Annotated in this window: 18 protein-coding genes; 14 read left to right on the forward strand and 4 right to left on the reverse strand. The window is 46.6% G+C overall.

The window, feature by feature from the left end:
- Positions 1-87: 87 nt before the first annotated feature.
- The gene (locus AACV78_RS13675) at positions 88-561 is read left to right on the forward strand and encodes a hypothetical protein (RefSeq protein WP_194012048.1); all 474 of its coding nucleotides are present in this window, start codon (positions 88-90) and stop codon (positions 559-561) included.
- A gap of 379 nt (positions 562-940) precedes the next feature.
- On the opposite strand, the gene AACV78_RS13680 is transcribed toward AACV78_RS13675, so the two are convergent.
- From AACV78_RS13680 to AACV78_RS13690, 3 genes are read right to left on the reverse strand one after another with little or no spacing between them, the layout of a single operon-like run.
- Positions 941-1,576, reverse strand: a complete 636-nt coding sequence (locus AACV78_RS13680) for a class I SAM-dependent methyltransferase (protein ID WP_194012047.1) — start codon at positions 1,574-1,576, stop codon at positions 941-943.
- A gap of 6 nt (positions 1,577-1,582) precedes the next feature.
- Positions 1,583-2,044: a cupin domain-containing protein gene (locus AACV78_RS13685; protein ID WP_194012046.1), complete on the reverse strand. Its 462-nt coding sequence runs from the start codon at positions 2,042-2,044 to the stop codon at positions 1,583-1,585.
- 41 nt (positions 2,045-2,085) lie between these two features.
- Positions 2,086-2,388, reverse strand: coding sequence for a hypothetical protein (locus AACV78_RS13690; protein ID WP_194012045.1), 303 nt, complete (start codon positions 2,386-2,388; stop codon positions 2,086-2,088).
- 221 nt (positions 2,389-2,609) lie between these two features.
- On the opposite strand from AACV78_RS13690, the gene AACV78_RS13695 reads away from it, so the two are divergent.
- From AACV78_RS13695 to AACV78_RS13705, 3 genes are all read left to right on the forward strand, one after another.
- Positions 2,610-4,058, forward strand: a complete 1,449-nt coding sequence (locus AACV78_RS13695) for a folate/biopterin family MFS transporter (RefSeq protein ID WP_194012044.1) — start codon at positions 2,610-2,612, stop codon at positions 4,056-4,058.
- Between the two features lie 164 nt (positions 4,059-4,222).
- On the forward strand, positions 4,223-5,719 hold the full coding sequence (locus AACV78_RS13700) for a carotenoid oxygenase family protein (protein ID WP_194074300.1): 1,497 nt from the start codon (positions 4,223-4,225) through the stop codon (positions 5,717-5,719).
- A 172-nt stretch (positions 5,720-5,891) separates the two neighbouring features.
- Positions 5,892-6,791, forward strand: a complete 900-nt coding sequence (locus AACV78_RS13705) for a DUF4436 family protein (protein ID WP_194010710.1) — start codon at positions 5,892-5,894, stop codon at positions 6,789-6,791.
- Positions 6,792-6,953: 162 nt separating this feature from the next.
- Here the strand turns inward: AACV78_RS13705 and AACV78_RS13710 are convergent, their stop codons facing one another.
- Entirely contained in the window at positions 6,954-7,832 is an 879-nt protein-coding gene (locus AACV78_RS13710; protein WP_194010709.1) for an SGNH/GDSL hydrolase family protein, read from the reverse strand.
- A 38-nt stretch (positions 7,833-7,870) separates the two neighbouring features.
- Between AACV78_RS13710 and AACV78_RS13715 the strand changes: the two genes are divergently transcribed.
- From AACV78_RS13715 to AACV78_RS13760, 10 genes are all read left to right on the forward strand, one after another.
- Entirely contained in the window at positions 7,871-8,092 is a 222-nt protein-coding gene (locus tag AACV78_RS13715) for a nucleotidyltransferase family protein (protein WP_333422224.1), read from the forward strand.
- A gap of 99 nt (positions 8,093-8,191) precedes the next feature.
- Positions 8,192-8,407: a hypothetical protein gene (locus AACV78_RS13720; RefSeq protein WP_228042238.1), complete on the forward strand. Its 216-nt coding sequence runs from the start codon at positions 8,192-8,194 to the stop codon at positions 8,405-8,407.
- Positions 8,404-8,685, forward strand: a complete 282-nt coding sequence (locus tag AACV78_RS13725) for a type II toxin-antitoxin system RelE/ParE family toxin (protein ID WP_194010708.1) — start codon at positions 8,404-8,406, stop codon at positions 8,683-8,685. The genes AACV78_RS13720 and AACV78_RS13725 overlap by 4 nt, the downstream gene beginning before the upstream one ends.
- Before the next feature lie 103 nt (positions 8,686-8,788).
- Positions 8,789-9,322 carry an RDD family protein gene (locus AACV78_RS13730; protein WP_194010707.1) on the forward strand — a complete coding sequence of 178 codons (534 nt, stop codon included), beginning with the start codon at positions 8,789-8,791 and terminating at the stop codon, positions 9,320-9,322.
- 38 nt (positions 9,323-9,360) lie between these two features.
- A complete protein-coding gene (gene rpmG, locus AACV78_RS13735; RefSeq protein ID WP_015175916.1) occupies positions 9,361-9,549 on the forward strand; it encodes a 50S ribosomal protein L33 in 189 nt (62 codons plus the stop codon).
- A gap of 101 nt (positions 9,550-9,650) precedes the next feature.
- Complete coding sequence (rpsR, locus tag AACV78_RS13740; RefSeq protein ID WP_194010705.1) at positions 9,651-9,866, forward strand: 30S ribosomal protein S18; 216 nt, start codon at positions 9,651-9,653, stop codon at positions 9,864-9,866.
- Positions 9,867-10,166: 300 nt separating this feature from the next.
- Positions 10,167-12,173, forward strand: a complete 2,007-nt coding sequence (locus AACV78_RS13745) for an RNB domain-containing ribonuclease (RefSeq protein ID WP_194010704.1) — start codon at positions 10,167-10,169, stop codon at positions 12,171-12,173.
- Between the two features lie 304 nt (positions 12,174-12,477).
- Positions 12,478-13,923, forward strand: a complete 1,446-nt coding sequence (locus tag AACV78_RS13750; protein ID WP_194010703.1) for a lysophospholipid acyltransferase family protein — start codon at positions 12,478-12,480, stop codon at positions 13,921-13,923.
- Positions 13,924-14,487: 564 nt separating this feature from the next.
- Complete coding sequence (locus tag AACV78_RS13755; RefSeq protein WP_194010702.1) at positions 14,488-15,384, forward strand: sensor histidine kinase; 897 nt, start codon at positions 14,488-14,490, stop codon at positions 15,382-15,384.
- Positions 15,356-15,550: a hypothetical protein gene (locus AACV78_RS13760; protein WP_194010701.1), complete on the forward strand. Its 195-nt coding sequence runs from the start codon at positions 15,356-15,358 to the stop codon at positions 15,548-15,550. The genes AACV78_RS13755 and AACV78_RS13760 overlap by 29 nt, the downstream gene beginning before the upstream one ends.
- Positions 15,551-15,552: the final 2 nt, after the last annotated feature.

Consider the following 15,552-nt stretch of genomic DNA (forward strand, 5'->3'; position numbering starts at 1 on the left):
GTCAGGCGAAGTTCTCTAACGACACCGAAAGAAAAGAAGATTATAATTTTTTGGATAACTCTAATATAAACGTTCGCGGAATCAAACATGGATCGATTTGAATTTCAGCTAGCAATGCTGCAACAAGGAGCAGAGCAACTAGAGACAAAAATAGCTAATTTCAATACAATTTTGCTGCAGTTAAAAACTGCGGCAATTACCATTTGGGTAGCGTTGATTGGTTGGGTGTTTGCCAACAAAATAGATGCCTTGGTTCCGCTGGGATATGTTGTAATTTTTGGTTTCTGGTTTTTAGAAGCAACCTACTGGAGGGTGCAATTTTATCACATACAAAGAGTCCATGCAATCACCCAATTCTTGAATGATGAAAGGGCCTTAGATGAAAGTTTTAAAACCCGTTCTATACCGGAAGGTTTAGTTCACCCGCTCGGTTTTTTGAAAATATTTAAAGTGCCTTCTTTAGGTCGAGCTATCTGCGCTCCATCAATCTATATTTTTTATACCTTTTTGTTTGCTGTTAATTCGGTCGTTTGGTTGATAACTCTTAAAGCAGCCCTCTAACTGAGTAAGATCCCAATGTGCGAGCGACCGGACAATATCTTCCATCCAACTAACTAAAAGTGTAAATTGGAGGTTCAATTTGCTTGCTACTCCAAAAAACGGTTGCTTTCTGTATCGTTTGGGTTAAGAGTTCGCCTGTTCTCTCCTTAATACTCTGTTGGTTATTTGAAAATAACCAGAACTGTTCGCGATCGACTTATACTACGACAGCAACCTCTTATATTCAGGACTTAGACAACTGGCATACTCAAATCAAGCTGTAGGGTGCGTCAGGTGAATTTCTAGAACGATTATTGAGGGTTTAAAAATCTGACGCACCTTACTAATTGTGACTATTTCCAATTTTAAAAGGACACGACAATGCAGTCCTTACCCGCAGCTAAAAAGGTTTCACCCCAACTAATAAAGCGAGTTCCCGCCACTTCCAATAACAATCTACCTCACCAAAACCAATTTCCCTAAACCAGCGCAATTGCGTTTCCACATCGAGCAATTTATTAGACGGATCGTCGGGCGAATCGCTAATACCAAGCGCCTCTCGAAACTTCTCGTGTAAAGCCTTTGTTGGGGACGCTACGTGCTCCAAATTGCCAAAAATGCCTCCGGGTTCCAAAAGCTCAAAAATCTCGGTGTAGAGGGCTAATTTGCGATGGTTATTTACGTGATGAATCGCAAAACTAGAAACGATCGCATCAAACTTGCCCAAATCCGGCAGCGATTCGTCAAAATTGTGCTCGATTACCGTGACATTCTTGTCATCAGCAAAACGAATTCTGGCTTTTTCCAGCATTGTCGGCGAAAAGTCGATCGCCACACACTCAACATTCGGGCGATCGCACTTCAGCAAACCCAACAACCGTCCATCACCCGTACCCACATCCAGAATCCGGCGCACAGTTTGCGGCACCTCCTCCAACAAAACCGCCTCACCCTCAGTGCGGTGAGGAATACCATCAGCCTTAGCCAGATACCACAAAGCGTGTTCCGCCGAAGTCCAAAGATTGACTTGACTCATAATTTTTTAACCCTCATAAATCTCGCCATTTTTGCGAGTAAAAATCCAACTATTACCGTCAGCTTTCGCAACTAAATCATCATCGGGATAATTTGCTGAATCTCCCAGAGTGCGATCGCCAATTTCCAGATAAACCACATCAGTATTCGTGCGGTTGACTAAATGATGCCCGTCTGCATCCCCAGCCCGAAAACCCGCCGCCATACCCGGTTGCAGCACTTCCTCACCCGCATTAGAAATCAGAGTAATCTCCCCTTCCAGAACATACACTAACTCATCTTGACGAGAGTGCCAATGTCTCAGAGCAGAACAACTTCCCGGCGCAAGTCTCACCAAATTTACCCCAAAATTCTGCAATCCGGCAGCATCGCCCAAGCGTTTTTTCACCCTTCCCGCCACCGCAGATTGAAATTGCAGGGGATATTTAGAGCCTGTAATATCCGGCACATTTTCAGGATTCACAATCATAAAAATACTCCTTTCAGTATTTGTGACATCTCTTTCTTTTCTTAATTCGCGTACTTCGCGTCTTCGCGGTTAATTATTCCAAAAATTTCAAAGTAGTAGAATTTTCCCGAATTAGTCCGCACCAAACAATTACCCCGATCCGTTAAAATCGGCAGCCAAGGCTTACCCGGAAAATCAGCAATCATGATTTGCTCGGCATGATTTCCCGTCACCGCTTGCAGGCCTTCTCCCCTGCGAAAAGTAGTCACCACAGACCACTGAACAACCTTGTTTTTGTTTCTTTCAAACAAATCAGCAGGCGCATCAACGCCATCTACAGAAACCGATCGAAATCGCTGAGCCATAAAGCTAAATTAGCCCCCAATCCTCAAACCAAAATCACAGCCAGAGAGACAATTCTAATTTCTGCTTTCATCGATCGCAAAAAGTCCTTAAATCCAGGCTCATCATAATTTTATACCCGCTGGCAGTCGCTCGTCACCCTAACATCCCACCTCCGACAGTTTCCGCAACCCATTAAGAATGTGTTATATAATATTTAGATTCATTAAGAAATATTGCAAAAATGCTTCTTTCACCCTCTGGCGCCAGCAAACTCAAAGAATCTTTAAAAGAAAAAGTATTCTTTGGGAATGAGCCAACCCCCGAACTCATAGCCATCTTACTGATTTACTTCGTCCAAGGCATTCTCGGACTAGCTCGCTTAGCCGTCAGCTTCTTCCTGAAAGACGATCTTGGCATGACTCCGGCCGAAGTATCAGCAATGATGGGTGTTGTCGCCCTACCTTGGATTATCAAACCCTTGTTCGGCTTCATGTCGGACGGTTTGCCCATATTCGGCTACCGCAGACGACCTTACATCGTCCTCTCCGGGCTCTTGGGCACGTCAGCATGGGTGAGCCTCGCCACAATTGTACACACGCCACTGGCCGCCACAGGGGCGATCGCCCTGAGTTCCCTCTCCCTCGCCGTCAGCGACGTCATCGCCGACTCCCTCATAGTCGAAAGAGCTAGAAAAGAATCCGTCGCCGACGCAGGTTCCCTACAATCCTTATCCTGGGGCGCATCAGCCCTCGGCGGACTAATCACCGCCTACCTCAGCGGCTACCTGATGCAACACTTGGGAACCCAAACCATATTTTTAATCACCGCATCTTTCCCGCTAATCGTATCAGCAACAGCTTGGTTAATTCACGAAGAAAAAATCAACAAACAATCCGACTTTGACACAGTAAAAAACCAATTCAAACAACTGCGCCAAGCTGTCACCCAAAAAACAATTTGGCTGCCCACCGCCTTTCTATTCCTGTGGCAAGCCACCCCAAGTTCCGACTCCGCCTTCTTCTTCTTCACCACCAACGAATTAGGCTTTCAACCAGAATTTCTCGGCCGAGTGCGCCTCGTCACCAGCATTGCTTCCCTCCTCGGTATTTGGCTGTTTCAGCGATACCTCAAAGCAATTCCATTTAGAGTAATTTTCGGCTGGTCAACAGTAATTGCAACAGCCTTGGGTATGACTACATTATTATTAGTAACTCATGCCAACCGAGCATTAGGAATAGACGACCAGTGGTTCAGCATCGGAGACAGCCTGATCCTGACAGTAATCGGACAAATTGCTTATATGCCGGTGCTAGTTCTCTCAGCGCGATTGTGTCCTCCCGGTGTCGAAGCTACATTATTTGCCGTGTTAATGTCAGTCACCAACTTAGCCGGACTTTTGTCCCACGAAGGCGGTGCACTTTTGACCCACTTACTCGGAATTACTGAGAGCAATTTCGACAACCTCTGGCTGCTAATAATCATCACAAACCTCTCCACACTGCTACCCCTGCCATTCCTAAATTGGCTTCCTGCAGAAAATGCAGAAAGTGGCGACCAAAACGATCGACAATCACTCCCCCTACTAGAAGCAGAACTAGGAGGCGCAAAACAAGGCGGACAGAACTTCATACCCGAATATTTTCCCGACTTAGTACCGACAGTCAGGTCAGAAAAACGCCGCTCTGACTAACGCAAATGAAGGAAGAAGGAAGAAGGAAGAAGGAAGAAAATTGACTGCGAATATCTTTCTAGTTTGATTTAATCTCCTTTCATCTCCTTTTTTCTTACTTACTTTCTTTCTCTCTGCGCCCTCTGCGCCCTCTGCGGTTAAATCAATAAAAACTTATTCCACCAATGCAAAACTTACAAACTTCCCAACCCCAAACACCCGCCCAAAAACCATCATACACGCGCACAGACTGGCAGCGCGGCTACGAATCCCAACCCTGCGAATCCGACTACTGGATTGACGACATCGAAGGCGAAATCCCAGAAGGCTTGCAAGGCACATTCTTTCGCAACGGGCCCGGATTATTGGATGTCAACGGCGAGCGCATCCATCACCCCTTCGACGGCGACGGGATGGTTTGTGCGATCGCAATTTCCGACGGCCGCGCCCACTTCCGCAACAGATTCGTCCGCACCGAAGGCTACCTCGCCGAACAAAAAGCCGGAAAAATCCTGCACCGAGGCGTTTTCGGCACACAGAAACCCGGAGGCTGGCTTAGCAACATCTTTGACGTCAAAATCAAAAACATAGCCAACACCAACATCATTTATTGGGGCGACAAACTGCTAGCACTCTGGGAAGCAGCACAGCCCTACAGACTCGACCCCCGCAGCCTAGAAACACTCGGATTAGACACCCTAGACGGCATCTTAGAACCCGGTGAAGCCTTCGCCGCCCACCCCAGAATTGAAAAAGGCAAAAATGGAGCCGGAGACAAATTAGTCAATTTTTCCGTCAAGCCCGGTTTGTCAAGTACAATTACCATTTACGAACTCGACACAAGCGGCAAACTTTTACAAAAACACGCCCACGCAATCCCCGGTTTTGCCTTCCTGCACGACATGGTAATTACCCCGAATTACTGCATATTCTTCCAAAATCCCGTCAGCTTCAATCCCCTACCATTCTTGTTAGGAATGCGGAGTGCATCCCAGTGCATTCAATTTTCGCCCAACCGCCCGACGCAAGCAATTTTAATTCCCCGCAACGGCACCGACGAGGTAAAAGTATTAGAAACCGAACCTTGTTTTGTCTTCCACCACTGCAACGCCTGGGAAGAAAACGGCGAAGTTTTTGTTGATTCTGTTTGCTACGACTCATTCCCAACCGTCGAGGCGGACGGCGATTTTCGCGAAATTGATTTTGACAGCATTCCAGCGGGGGAATTGTGGCGGTTTAAGTTAAATTTGAACGAAAAAACTGTTAACCATCAAGTAATTGAAACTCGGTGCTGCGAGTTTCCGACATTGCATCCCAACAACGTCGGACAGCCTTACCGATATCTTTATATTGGTGCTGCGGATGCTCCGACGGGAAATGCTCCTTTGCAGGCTATTCTTAAAATGGATTTCCAGACAGGAGAACAGCAAATTTGGAGTGCTGCGCCGCGCGGTTTTGCGGGGGAACCTGTTTTTGTTCCCCGTCCCGATGCTATGGCGGAGGATGACGGCTGGCTGCTGGTTTTGATGTATGATGCAGCTAATCATCGATCGACCTTAGCGATTCTAGATGCTAGCGACATCACCAAAGGGCCCCTAGCGCGCCTGCATTTAAAACAGCACATTCCCTACGGTTTGCACGGAAGTTTTACACCAAACGTACTGCTTCCTATCGATTCGTAGTAACTGTTAGCGATGCAAGAGGGACTCAAATTGCGATGGAAAAGGTTTGATCGTTTGGAATGCGAGTCCGCATTCATAACTAGGGCTTTAGTCCGAACGATTAAACCTTTGTTGTAAAGGGTTGGCTGTAGAAATGCTCACAAAATTTTAAATTGTCAAATATCCATAATTAATGCAAATTGTAAACAAAAATCATCTCAAAAAACTACTCGTTTTAATTTGCAGCACAGTCATATTCTTGGCAATTATTTTATCTATTTACTCTCACAATGCTAAGGCCCAAGAGCCTTACAAATTATCTCCAGAAATCCCTGTAACACCAAAAGGCTTGGTTGAGGTCAAAATGACAGTAATTGGAGTAGAGCCAGTTAAAAACCAATTAGAAACTCGCTTGCAGTTTGAGCTCAAAGGTATTTATAAAAAAGGGCCAACTTACCCTGCTCAAGATTTGTTAATGACCGTTAACGGTGCGAATGTAGAAGATTCAGAAATTACCTTTAAAGAAGGTAAGCCGATGATTGTACCTGCATTAAAGTTTAATTTGATCGAGGGCAAAATTAACAATTATCCCTTTGACACGCACATTGCTAAAGTAGCGATTTCCCTCGATCCGCTGGCTTCGATAGGTAAAAAATTTGCTCCTTTTCAAGTAAATCCAGTACCGCTGAAATTTAAATTCAATGCTGATGTTCCCGGCTTCGACATTAGTTATAAGCCGCTGGAAGAAAATTCATCTATCTTTATTTACATCGATGTTTCTGCAACTCGATCGCTTCCAGTGAAATTCTTTGCCTTGGTGATTATTGTCATCATGTGGGTGCTGTCAATTATGGCGCTGTTGTTAGCACTAAAGGTGATGAAATCTGGTAAATTGCCGGAAGTGGGAATGCTGAGCTGGACTGGTGTAATGCTGTTTGCTTTTCCGGCAATTCGCAACGCTCAGCCGGGGGTGCCGCCAGTGGGAACTGCTAGCGATTTCCTGTCGTTTTTTTGGACTGAAATTATTGTTGTGGTGGCGTTGGTGATTATTGGTAGCTGTTGGTTGAAGCGGTATCATCCGCCGATTGAGTGATAACGGGAATTGGGAATTGGCCCGCGCAGGGCATTGGAAATTGGGCATTAGAGTTAACAAATAACCAATAACAAATAACCAATAACAAATAACCAATAACAAATAACCAATAACTACTGACTACTGACTACTGACTACTGACTACTGACTACTGACTACTGACTAATTTTTTACCTGCAAATTCTCAATATCCTGGGCCGGTACGCCTAAGCCGCGCAAGATAGTAAAAGCAATAATTCGATATCCCGATGGATTTGGGTGAACTCCATCGGCTGCTAACAAATTTAGAGTTTTTCCCGCGTGTTTTTGATAGGTGCTGATTACTTCCCGAAAAGGTGCATTTAAATCGATAAATAAGCACTGATTTTGTTTGGCGATTTCTCGCATTGCTACTACGTATTCTTGCAATCTGCGATTTTCCGGGCCGTCCAAAATTTCGCGAATTGGAGTAGGAGAAAGCAGGGCGACTCGAATTCCGGCGGCTTTTGCTGCCTGCACCATTTTGGTTATTTTGTCTATGTATTCTGCTAGCGATACTCCGGCGGCTAGGTTGCCTTGCGGATGAAACTGAAGCTTTTGGAAGTCGAAGAAGGCGTGCCAAACGTCGTTGACTCCGGCGTTTATGGTGATTAAATCTGGCTGTTTGTCGATCGCATCTTTCTGAAAACGCGCCTGCATATCACTCGCCTTGTTACCGGAAATTCCGGCGTTGACGACTTCGATTTTGCCGTCGGGATACAGGGCATTCAGATAGCGTTGCAGCAGCCAAACGTAACCTCCGGGATATTTGCCGGCTTCGGTGATGCTGTCGCCTACTGTGACAATTCTCCCCTTGCCGGCGAGGAGGTTTTGGATTTCGGGCGGCGGGGTTGCTTGGGATAGGGATTCTGTAAACACGGGAAGTAAGGAGTGAGGAATGTTGAAGATGATAACGGCAGCAATTACGGCGAGGGCTAGTCTGATTAATGCTTGCTGTTTCGGGGGTTTGGGACGGGGCGATTCCCTACGGGATAGCTTCGCCGCGCGTACATTTGGAGACATTACGCAGTTTGTATTAAATTGATGCTTGAGGAAATTGTATGATGAAACTACAACAGTTATTACAATCCAAGCGCGAGGATATCCTGCAGGTGGCGCTGCGACATGGGGCGTTTAATGTACGGGTGTTTGGTTCGGCGGCGCGGGGTGTTGTCGATGATAGTAGCGATATTGACCTTTTGGTGGATTATGATTTACAGAAAAATTCGCCTTGTTTCCCAGGCGATGCTCTTGATGAATTTGCAAGATATACTAGGTTGTAAGGTAGATATTATGACGGAACAAGGATTAAGTCGTTTGATTAAGGATCGGGTTTTGGCGGAGGCGAAATATTGCGTCATTTTTACTTTAAAGGAGGCTGTATGATGACTTTACAAGAAATTATCGATCAGGTTCAAAGTTTATCAATAGAAGATCAGGATCGGTTGTTTGAGTTGATCCGCAAGCAACGGATTGAAAATCGGCGGGCTGAAATTTTGGCGAATGCTCAAGAGGTTTTTAAGGCTGTAGAGACGGGAACAGCCATGAGAGGAACTTTTGAAGAGTTGAAGTCATATTTATTGGAGGAGGAGGAATGATTTTAACAACCGATCCGATTTTCAAAAGAAGTTTTAAGCGATTAATCAAAAAAAATCAGCAATTACAAGACCAGATATTAGAGGTTTTAGAATTGTTGGGCGATGATCCTTTTAATCCGGCTTTAAAATCTCATAAGTTAACGGTAAAATTGAACGGTTTATGGTCTTGTTCAGTAGCTTATGATTGTCGAATCATTTTTGCTTTCAAAAAAGATGCTACAACAGGTGATGATTTAATTGTCTTGGTTGACATTGGAAGCCATGATGAGGTTTATTAATATGTAGCTGCGCCTTGACCCTATGCCCTACGGCTGCAAGCCCCTTGATTTGGATTATGATAGAAACAAGACTTACGCATTTCAAAGTAATTCTTTTTGGCCCATGAGTTCCGATTTAGTTCCCTTGCTTCCGAAAGTATCGATCGGCCGTCGCGCTGCTGCTTTCTGCATCGACGCAATTGCCGTTTGGCTGCCCTGTTTGCTTCTCGGCGGAAATCCGATCGTCCAAACCATCTTTTTTTTCCTGCTGTGGATGCTCCTGCGCGTACCCATTGTCAGGAAAAACCACGGTCAAAGTCTCGGGCGCTGGGCCTTGGACATGAAAATTATTGATGTTAGACTCGAACGGATTCCCGGAGTGCAGAAACTTTGCAAGCGCGAGGGATTGCTGGGCATTTGCGCCGCCCTAGCCTTGGTCGGTGTAGGCGGGCTCACATCTACCAACGCCGCCGTTTTGCTGCTGATGCTGCCGCTGGCGATCGACTGCAGCACTGCTTTCATCGACACCGCCCGGTTTCCCCAAACTTTTCACGATCGACTCGGCAAGACGATCGTCATCGGTAGCAAGCGCGGCTACTCCCTCGACATCAAAGTTAGAAGATTACTTGACCAAGTGCAGACCAGTGTGAGACGATAATAAATTGTGTTTAAATTAGTCGAAATTTATTTAGAATTATGGCTAAAGGTGTCCGGATCATAATTACTCTAGAGTGTACTGAGTGCCGAACAAACGCGAGCAAACGCTCCAAAGGCGTGTCTCGGTACACCACGACCAAGAACCGTCGCAACACGACGGCGCGGCTGGAACTCAAAAAGTTCTGCCCCCATTGCAACAAGCACACTGCCCACAAAGAGATTAAGTAGTCAGCCGTAAGTTGCGATCGGTCAGTTGTCAGTTGCGATCGGTCAACAGTCAACAGCCAACAGTCAACAGTCAACAGTTAACAGTAAACAAACAAAGAACCATGACTTACTTTCGCCGGCGCGTTTCGCCAATCAAACCAGGAGACCCGATCGACTATAAAGATGTCGAGTTGCTCAAAAAATACGTCACAGAACGCGGTAAAATACTGCCCCGCCGGATTACCGGTTTGACAGCAAAACAGCAGCGAGATTTGACCAGAAGCATCAAAAGAGCAAGAATTGTAGCTTTGATGCCCTTCGTAAATCAAGAAGGCTAATTCGATTTTGGATTTTAGATTTTAGATTTTGGAAAGATAGGACTTACGCGAAAACAACGTCTTTTTGTCGCAAGCGAGAATCGCTAATCGAGCGCAAGATTGGGTATTTAGTCGGTGCAGCGTAAGTCTTAATCAAAATCTAAAAAGTTAAAAATTAAAGCACAAAAAGCCCAACTTTTTAGATGTTAGTTTTAACAAGAGATGTAAAAAAGATAAACATCCAAAATCTAAAATCCCCGGATCGCAACCAGACAAATAGCAAGAGTGAAATATTCCAATAAAAATTAATAAAGCTGGCAAGTGGAGAAGGGAACGTTAGTAGAATTTAGAGTGCACGGCGATCGCCGTCTGGCAGTTGCCGATCGCCCCGACGGCAAGAAAAACTGGGTAGTGGTAGACGAAAAAGGCCAACCGCACAGCATACCGCCCAAACAAATCAGCTACGAAGCAGTCGGAGAAAGTTACAAACCCTCCGACATTGCCAAATTTCTTAAAGAAGTAGAAGGTTACTCAGATCCGTCGAGTTTAGAAGTCGCTTGGGAACTCCTAGTGGGCGACGGAGAAAGCACAGATCCCGAATCCCTCGCCATGCTGCTATTTTCCGATCGCACTCCGGCCCAGTGCTACGCAGCATACTGTTTGCTCTCAACAGACAAACTGTATTTCAAACAAAAGGGCGATCGTTACGAACCGCGATCGGCCGCCCAAGTAGCCGAAATCAAACACCAGCAAGAAGTAGAACAGCAGCGACACCAAGAATCCCAAGGATTTTGGGATCGAGTCAAACAGCGGCTGGCTGGGGAAAATGTCGAGTGGATTAATAGCGATCGAACTCGCCTCGACGCCCTAGAACGCTTTGCAACCCTCGGAGAAGAAGCCACGCACCGCACCCCGGCCTTAGAAACTTTAGCCAGCTTAGAACGCTCCGAAAACCCCGAAGCAGCATTTCAACTCCTAGTCGATCTCGGCCTGTGGAGCACCCACGAAAACCTGTTTTTGCGGCGCAGCCAAATTCCTCTACAATTGTCCGCAAAGGTATTAGAAGTGGCCCAAAGCTGCCTAGAAAATCCCCCAACCGACTCGGAGACAAACCGTCTCGACTTAACTCACCTCAAGGTTTACACGATCGACGACGAAAGCACCACCGAAATCGACGACGGACTAAGCTTAGAATTCCTCGAAAACGGCCAGCAGCGGCTGTGGATACACATTGCCGATCCCACCAGCTTGCTTTCCCCCGGAGACGAACTCGACCTCGAAGCCAGAAAGCGCACCACTACAGTTTATCTGCCCACCGGCATGATTCCCATGTTTCCCTCAGCATTGGCAGCCGGGCCGATGAGCTTAGTTCAAGGCAAAGAGTGCAACGCCCTCAGTTTTAGCGTCACCTTAGACGAAATCGGCGCGGCCCAAGATTACAGCATCCACATCAGCAAGATCAAACCAACCTACCGCTTAACCTACGATGATGTAGACGAAATGCTGGAGTTGGGAATCGAAGCAGAACCGGAAATAGAGGCGATCGCCATTGCGGCCAAACTGCGGCAAAAATGGCGCGAAGTCCAAGGCGCAATCAACATTTTCATGCCCGAATCCGTGATCAAAGTCCACGGCGACGACATCGACATCCACGTCATCGACGACTCCACAGCCCGAATGCTAGTAGCTGAAATGATGATTTTAGCTGGCGAAGTCGCCGCCCGCTACGGTCAAACTCACAGCCTGCCAATACCCTACCGCTATCAGCCCCAGCCAGAACTCCCCCCCGATGAAGAACTGCTGGCCGTACCCGCAGGCCCCGCCCGCGCTTGCGCCGTGCGCCGCTGTATGCCCCGCAGCGAAATGGGCTTGACCCCCGGACGTCACGCAGGCTTGGGTTTGGAATTGTACGCTCAAGTTACTTCTCCCATCCGCCGCTATACCGACTTGCTGGCTCACTTCCAAATTAAAGCCCACCTGCGAGGCGAACCACTGCCTTTTTCTGCCCAAGAAATACAGGATATTGTGATGTGTCTCGGCACCGCAGTCAGAGAAGCTTCTACCGTCGAACGCCAAACTAACCGCTATTGGGGATTGGAATATTTGCGGCGCAATCCCGATCGAGTTTGGGAAGCTTTAATGCTGCGCTGGTTGAGGGAAGATAGCAATCTCGCATTGATTTTATTGGAAGAATTGGGCTTAGAATTGGCGATGCGATTTGGTCGATCGGTCGAAATTGGCGATCGGCTAGAAGTCAAAGTCACACATTGCGATCCGCGATCGGATGTGATTAACTTCCAAGAAGTGATTCTTGAACCCGCACAATAGGATTTGAGATTTGAGATTTGAGATTTTGGATTGCCAAAATCTTAGCGAGAGGAGTTATGCACTGGTGGCGATCGACCAATAAGCTTAAGTTAGCAATCTCACCCGAATTTCGACTTACGAATTTAGGGGAAATTGCTCTTCAACCCGCGCAGGCGGGTTTTGTTTCTGTACGGCTGTTGAAACCGCCGTCTCAGATCCTGTCGGGTCGATTACCATAACAAAAACGGATCGCTCGTGCGGAATCTGATTTCAGTCAATCGATCGCACACAACCTTAACTCAAATCTCAAATTTAAAATCACAAAATGGCCAACTCAATTCACCAAGTTCAGCCGCCCCTAGAATTCATACCCCCAGCCTACAACCCCCTAATCGTCCGGGGCACTCAGCAAATACTCCCCTACTGGCTGCGATTTCGGACGAATATCAGCCACATTCAAGCCGAAAACGTCGAAACCCTCGCCGAACTATTCCACCAATTTCAAAATCAGAAAGTTCGCTTCTTGCTGGCCTTCCGCCACCCAAACTCCGACGATCCCTACTGTTTGGGACAACTAATTTGGAAACTCGTACCCCAAACAGCGCGGGCTAAAGGCATTCCCCTGCAATTTCCGGTACATTCCCACTTTATCTACGATCGCGGAATTCCCCTCTGGGCCGGTGCTGGAGTCGGCTGGCTGTATTCTCGCCTCGGCGGTACTCCGATCGTTCGCGGTAAAATCGATCGCGCCGGATTGCGATCGGCCCGCGATTTATTCGCCAACAGCCAATTTCCCATCGCCGCCGCCCCAGAAGGCGCTACCAACGGCCACAATGAAATAGTTAGCCCCCTCGAACCGGGAATCGCTCAAATGGGCTTTTGGTGCGTTGAAGATTTGCTCAAAGCCGGACGTACTGAGGAAAAAGTGTTAATTGTGCCGATCGGCATTCAATACCGCTATGTCAACCCGCCTTGGGAACCCCTAGAAAAACTTTTAACTCAATTAGAAATAGATTGCGGACTCCCACCCTTAGACCGCACCAACACCACCAATTTAGAGGCAGAAAATTCCGATCCCGAAGACCAAAATTACAAATTTCAATATCTGCGCCTGATTCGACTTGGCAGCCACTTGTTAACAGTAATGTCCGAGTTTTACAGCCGTTTTTATCATAAAAAGATACAGCCAACGACCTCTATTTTAACATCATTATCGCTACCAGACACAACTGCCAACGATTCGGGCAATGAAGTGATGGTTGCTAGACTGACAGCACTGTTAGACGTGGCTTTGCAAGTAGCAGAAGAATATTTTAACTTAAAGCCCAAAGGTAGTTTGATAGACCGCTGTCGCCGTCTGGAACAAGCAGGCTGGGACTATATTTATCGAGAAGATATCAAAGATATTGCAGCACTTTGTCCCTTAGAAAGAGGATTAGCCGATCGCCTCGCCGAAGAAGCAAGTCTGCGGATGTGGCACATGAGACTTGTCGAAAGTTTCGTCTCCGTTACCGGCAGGTACGTCCAAGAAAAACTCACCGCAGAACGTTTGGCAGAAACAACTTTACTGCTGTGGGACGTACTGACTCGCATCAAAGGCGGAAATCCTTTCGGGCGACCTTCTTTGGGCAAACAGCAGGTGAAAATGACCGTGGGCGAACCGCTCTCCGTGGGCGATCGCTGGCAGGGATATCAAACCAGCCGTCGGTTAGCAGTTGCCGAACTCACTCAAGATTTGCAATCAGCTTTAGAAGCAATGATTAAATCTTAATTAATCATAACCCCAAGCAGCAAGAAGTCAATAGCAATTAGAACCCAAAATGACGGATTGACCGATCGATTTCTCAATTATTCAATTATTCAATTCTTCAATTCTTCAATTCCTAAATCTAAAGTTTCAAATTTCAAATCTCAAATCGACTAATTTCTCACCTGTTTGAGAAAAACGATGTCTTGCATTTCCTTTCTTAGTCAGTTTGAGATTCCTGAAGCAAACAAGTTGTTATAAACGTGGGAAAGATGTATAATAAACCCCTAATATCAAGTCCAGGTTAATGGGAGCATCTGTCCGCCAACTTGTGTAGTGCGAGTTATTGAGGTGTTCGCACGGACTCGTATAACCTGTGTTGTGTTCGCGACAATTCCCACTATCACAAAAAAATGCTTTTAGCCAAGCCAGCAATACTCGCCAGTTAATCACTCATAATAAAGTTGTTTGCTCTCCCCCTCTTAAAATCTTGAGGACTTTAGTCCTCACTACCAACTTAATTATAATTGTTTAACAGGACTCCCTCTGACATGAAACGCTCGATAATGAAGCCCCAAAAAATAACCGATGAATAACAAACCTATCGATTTGTCTACTAACTCAATTAAGGTAAAACTCCTGAATCATTTAGCGCAGGAATTGCTCACCCCACTCACTTCTGTCATCGGCATGGCGAGCGTGTTGAGCCAAGAAATTTACGGGCCGTTGACGAGCAAGCAAAAAGAATATATCGACGTGATTCAAGACAGCAGTCGGTGTTTGCGATCGCTAGTTGAAGAAATTTTGGAACTAGCAAATCTCGATGAATCGTCTTTCACCTTGAAGCGAGTCGCAGTCGATATAGAAGGTTTGTGTCAGCAAGTTGTGACAACCCTGTCGCCGGCGGCAAGTAGGCGAGAGCAAGAAATTAATTTCACGATCGGGCCCGGGCCGCGCATCTGGTTGGCAGATAAGGATAAGGTTCAGCAAATGCTGCACCACTTAATTTTTAGCATTATTCAATCGGCTGGGGCAGGCAGCGTGATTCGAGTCCACGTTTCTCGGAAAGAAGATGGTATCAACATCGGAGTTTGGGTTTTTCATCCTTGGTTGGGAGAAAGTTTGCCCCATGCTAAACTCTACTCCGACTACTTGTTGAAGGCCACAGCAGGTAGCGGTTGGCGATCGAACTCCGAAACCTCTTCCCCGGAACTCGAACCGCAACTGGCGACACAGATACAGAGTGCCCAGCGGTTAACGCTGGCGTTTTCTGAGTTGGCGGCTTTGGTGGCCGAGAATGCCGCGGATACCGCACCGGTGTTAGCTGGTTACGGGGCTAGGGAACGATTGGGGCTGCTGCTTTGCTGCCAGTTGGTGGAAATTCAAGGCGGCCAACTCTCGATTCAAGGCACCCCGGAATCTGGATATCGCTACGTGCTCTGGCTCCCCTGCACTAATGCTACGGAGTTGTTGGAAGGTTTCTGAAGGAAGAAGGAAGAAGGAAGAAGGAAGAAGGAAGAGGGGGAGGAGGAGAATTGCCCAATTACCGATTCCCAATTCCCAATTCCCAATTACCAATTACCAATTACCAATTACCAATTACCAATTACCGATTCCCGATTCCCGATTACCAAGTACAAATCTAAAATAGAA

The sequence above is a fragment of the Tychonema sp. LEGE 07196 genome (assembly GCF_963890365.1).
Lineage (GTDB): Bacteria > Cyanobacteriota > Cyanobacteriia > Cyanobacteriales > Microcoleaceae > Microcoleus.

Bases quoted from the DNA above. Each gene is read 5' to 3' on its own strand.
- AACV78_RS13700 (WP_194074300.1), top strand. From the start codon at position 4,223: ATGCAAAACTTACAAACTTCCCAACCCCAAACACCCGCCCAAAAACCA.
- AACV78_RS13720 (WP_228042238.1), top strand. From the start codon at position 8,192: ATGATGACTTTACAAGAAATTATCGATCAGGTTCAAAGTTTATCAATA.
- rpsR (WP_194010705.1), top strand. From the start codon at position 9,651: ATGACTTACTTTCGCCGGCGCGTTTCGCCAATCAAACCAGGAGACCCG.
- AACV78_RS13690 (WP_194012045.1), bottom strand. From the start codon at position 2,388: ATGGCTCAGCGATTTCGATCGGTTTCTGTAGATGGCGTTGATGCGCCT.
- AACV78_RS13675 (WP_194012048.1), top strand. From the start codon at position 88: ATGGATCGATTTGAATTTCAGCTAGCAATGCTGCAACAAGGAGCAGAG.
- AACV78_RS13680 (WP_194012047.1), bottom strand. From the start codon at position 1,576: ATGAGTCAAGTCAATCTTTGGACTTCGGCGGAACACGCTTTGTGGTAT.
- AACV78_RS13710 (WP_194010709.1), bottom strand. From the start codon at position 7,832: ATGTCTCCAAATGTACGCGCGGCGAAGCTATCCCGTAGGGAATCGCCC.
- AACV78_RS13730 (WP_194010707.1), top strand. From the start codon at position 8,789: ATGAGTTCCGATTTAGTTCCCTTGCTTCCGAAAGTATCGATCGGCCGT.
- rpmG (WP_015175916.1), top strand. From the start codon at position 9,361: ATGGCTAAAGGTGTCCGGATCATAATTACTCTAGAGTGTACTGAGTGC.
- AACV78_RS13750 (WP_194010703.1), top strand. From the start codon at position 12,478: ATGGCCAACTCAATTCACCAAGTTCAGCCGCCCCTAGAATTCATACCC.
- AACV78_RS13760 (WP_194010701.1), top strand. From the start codon at position 15,356: ATGCTACGGAGTTGTTGGAAGGTTTCTGAAGGAAGAAGGAAGAAGGAA.
- AACV78_RS13755 (WP_194010702.1), top strand. From the start codon at position 14,488: ATGAATAACAAACCTATCGATTTGTCTACTAACTCAATTAAGGTAAAA.
- AACV78_RS13685 (WP_194012046.1), bottom strand. From the start codon at position 2,044: ATGATTGTGAATCCTGAAAATGTGCCGGATATTACAGGCTCTAAATAT.
- AACV78_RS13695 (WP_194012044.1), top strand. From the start codon at position 2,610: ATGCTTCTTTCACCCTCTGGCGCCAGCAAACTCAAAGAATCTTTAAAA.
- AACV78_RS13725 (WP_194010708.1), top strand. From the start codon at position 8,404: ATGATTTTAACAACCGATCCGATTTTCAAAAGAAGTTTTAAGCGATTA.
- AACV78_RS13715 (WP_333422224.1), top strand. From the start codon at position 7,871: ATGATGAAACTACAACAGTTATTACAATCCAAGCGCGAGGATATCCTG.
- AACV78_RS13705 (WP_194010710.1), top strand. From the start codon at position 5,892: ATGCAAATTGTAAACAAAAATCATCTCAAAAAACTACTCGTTTTAATT.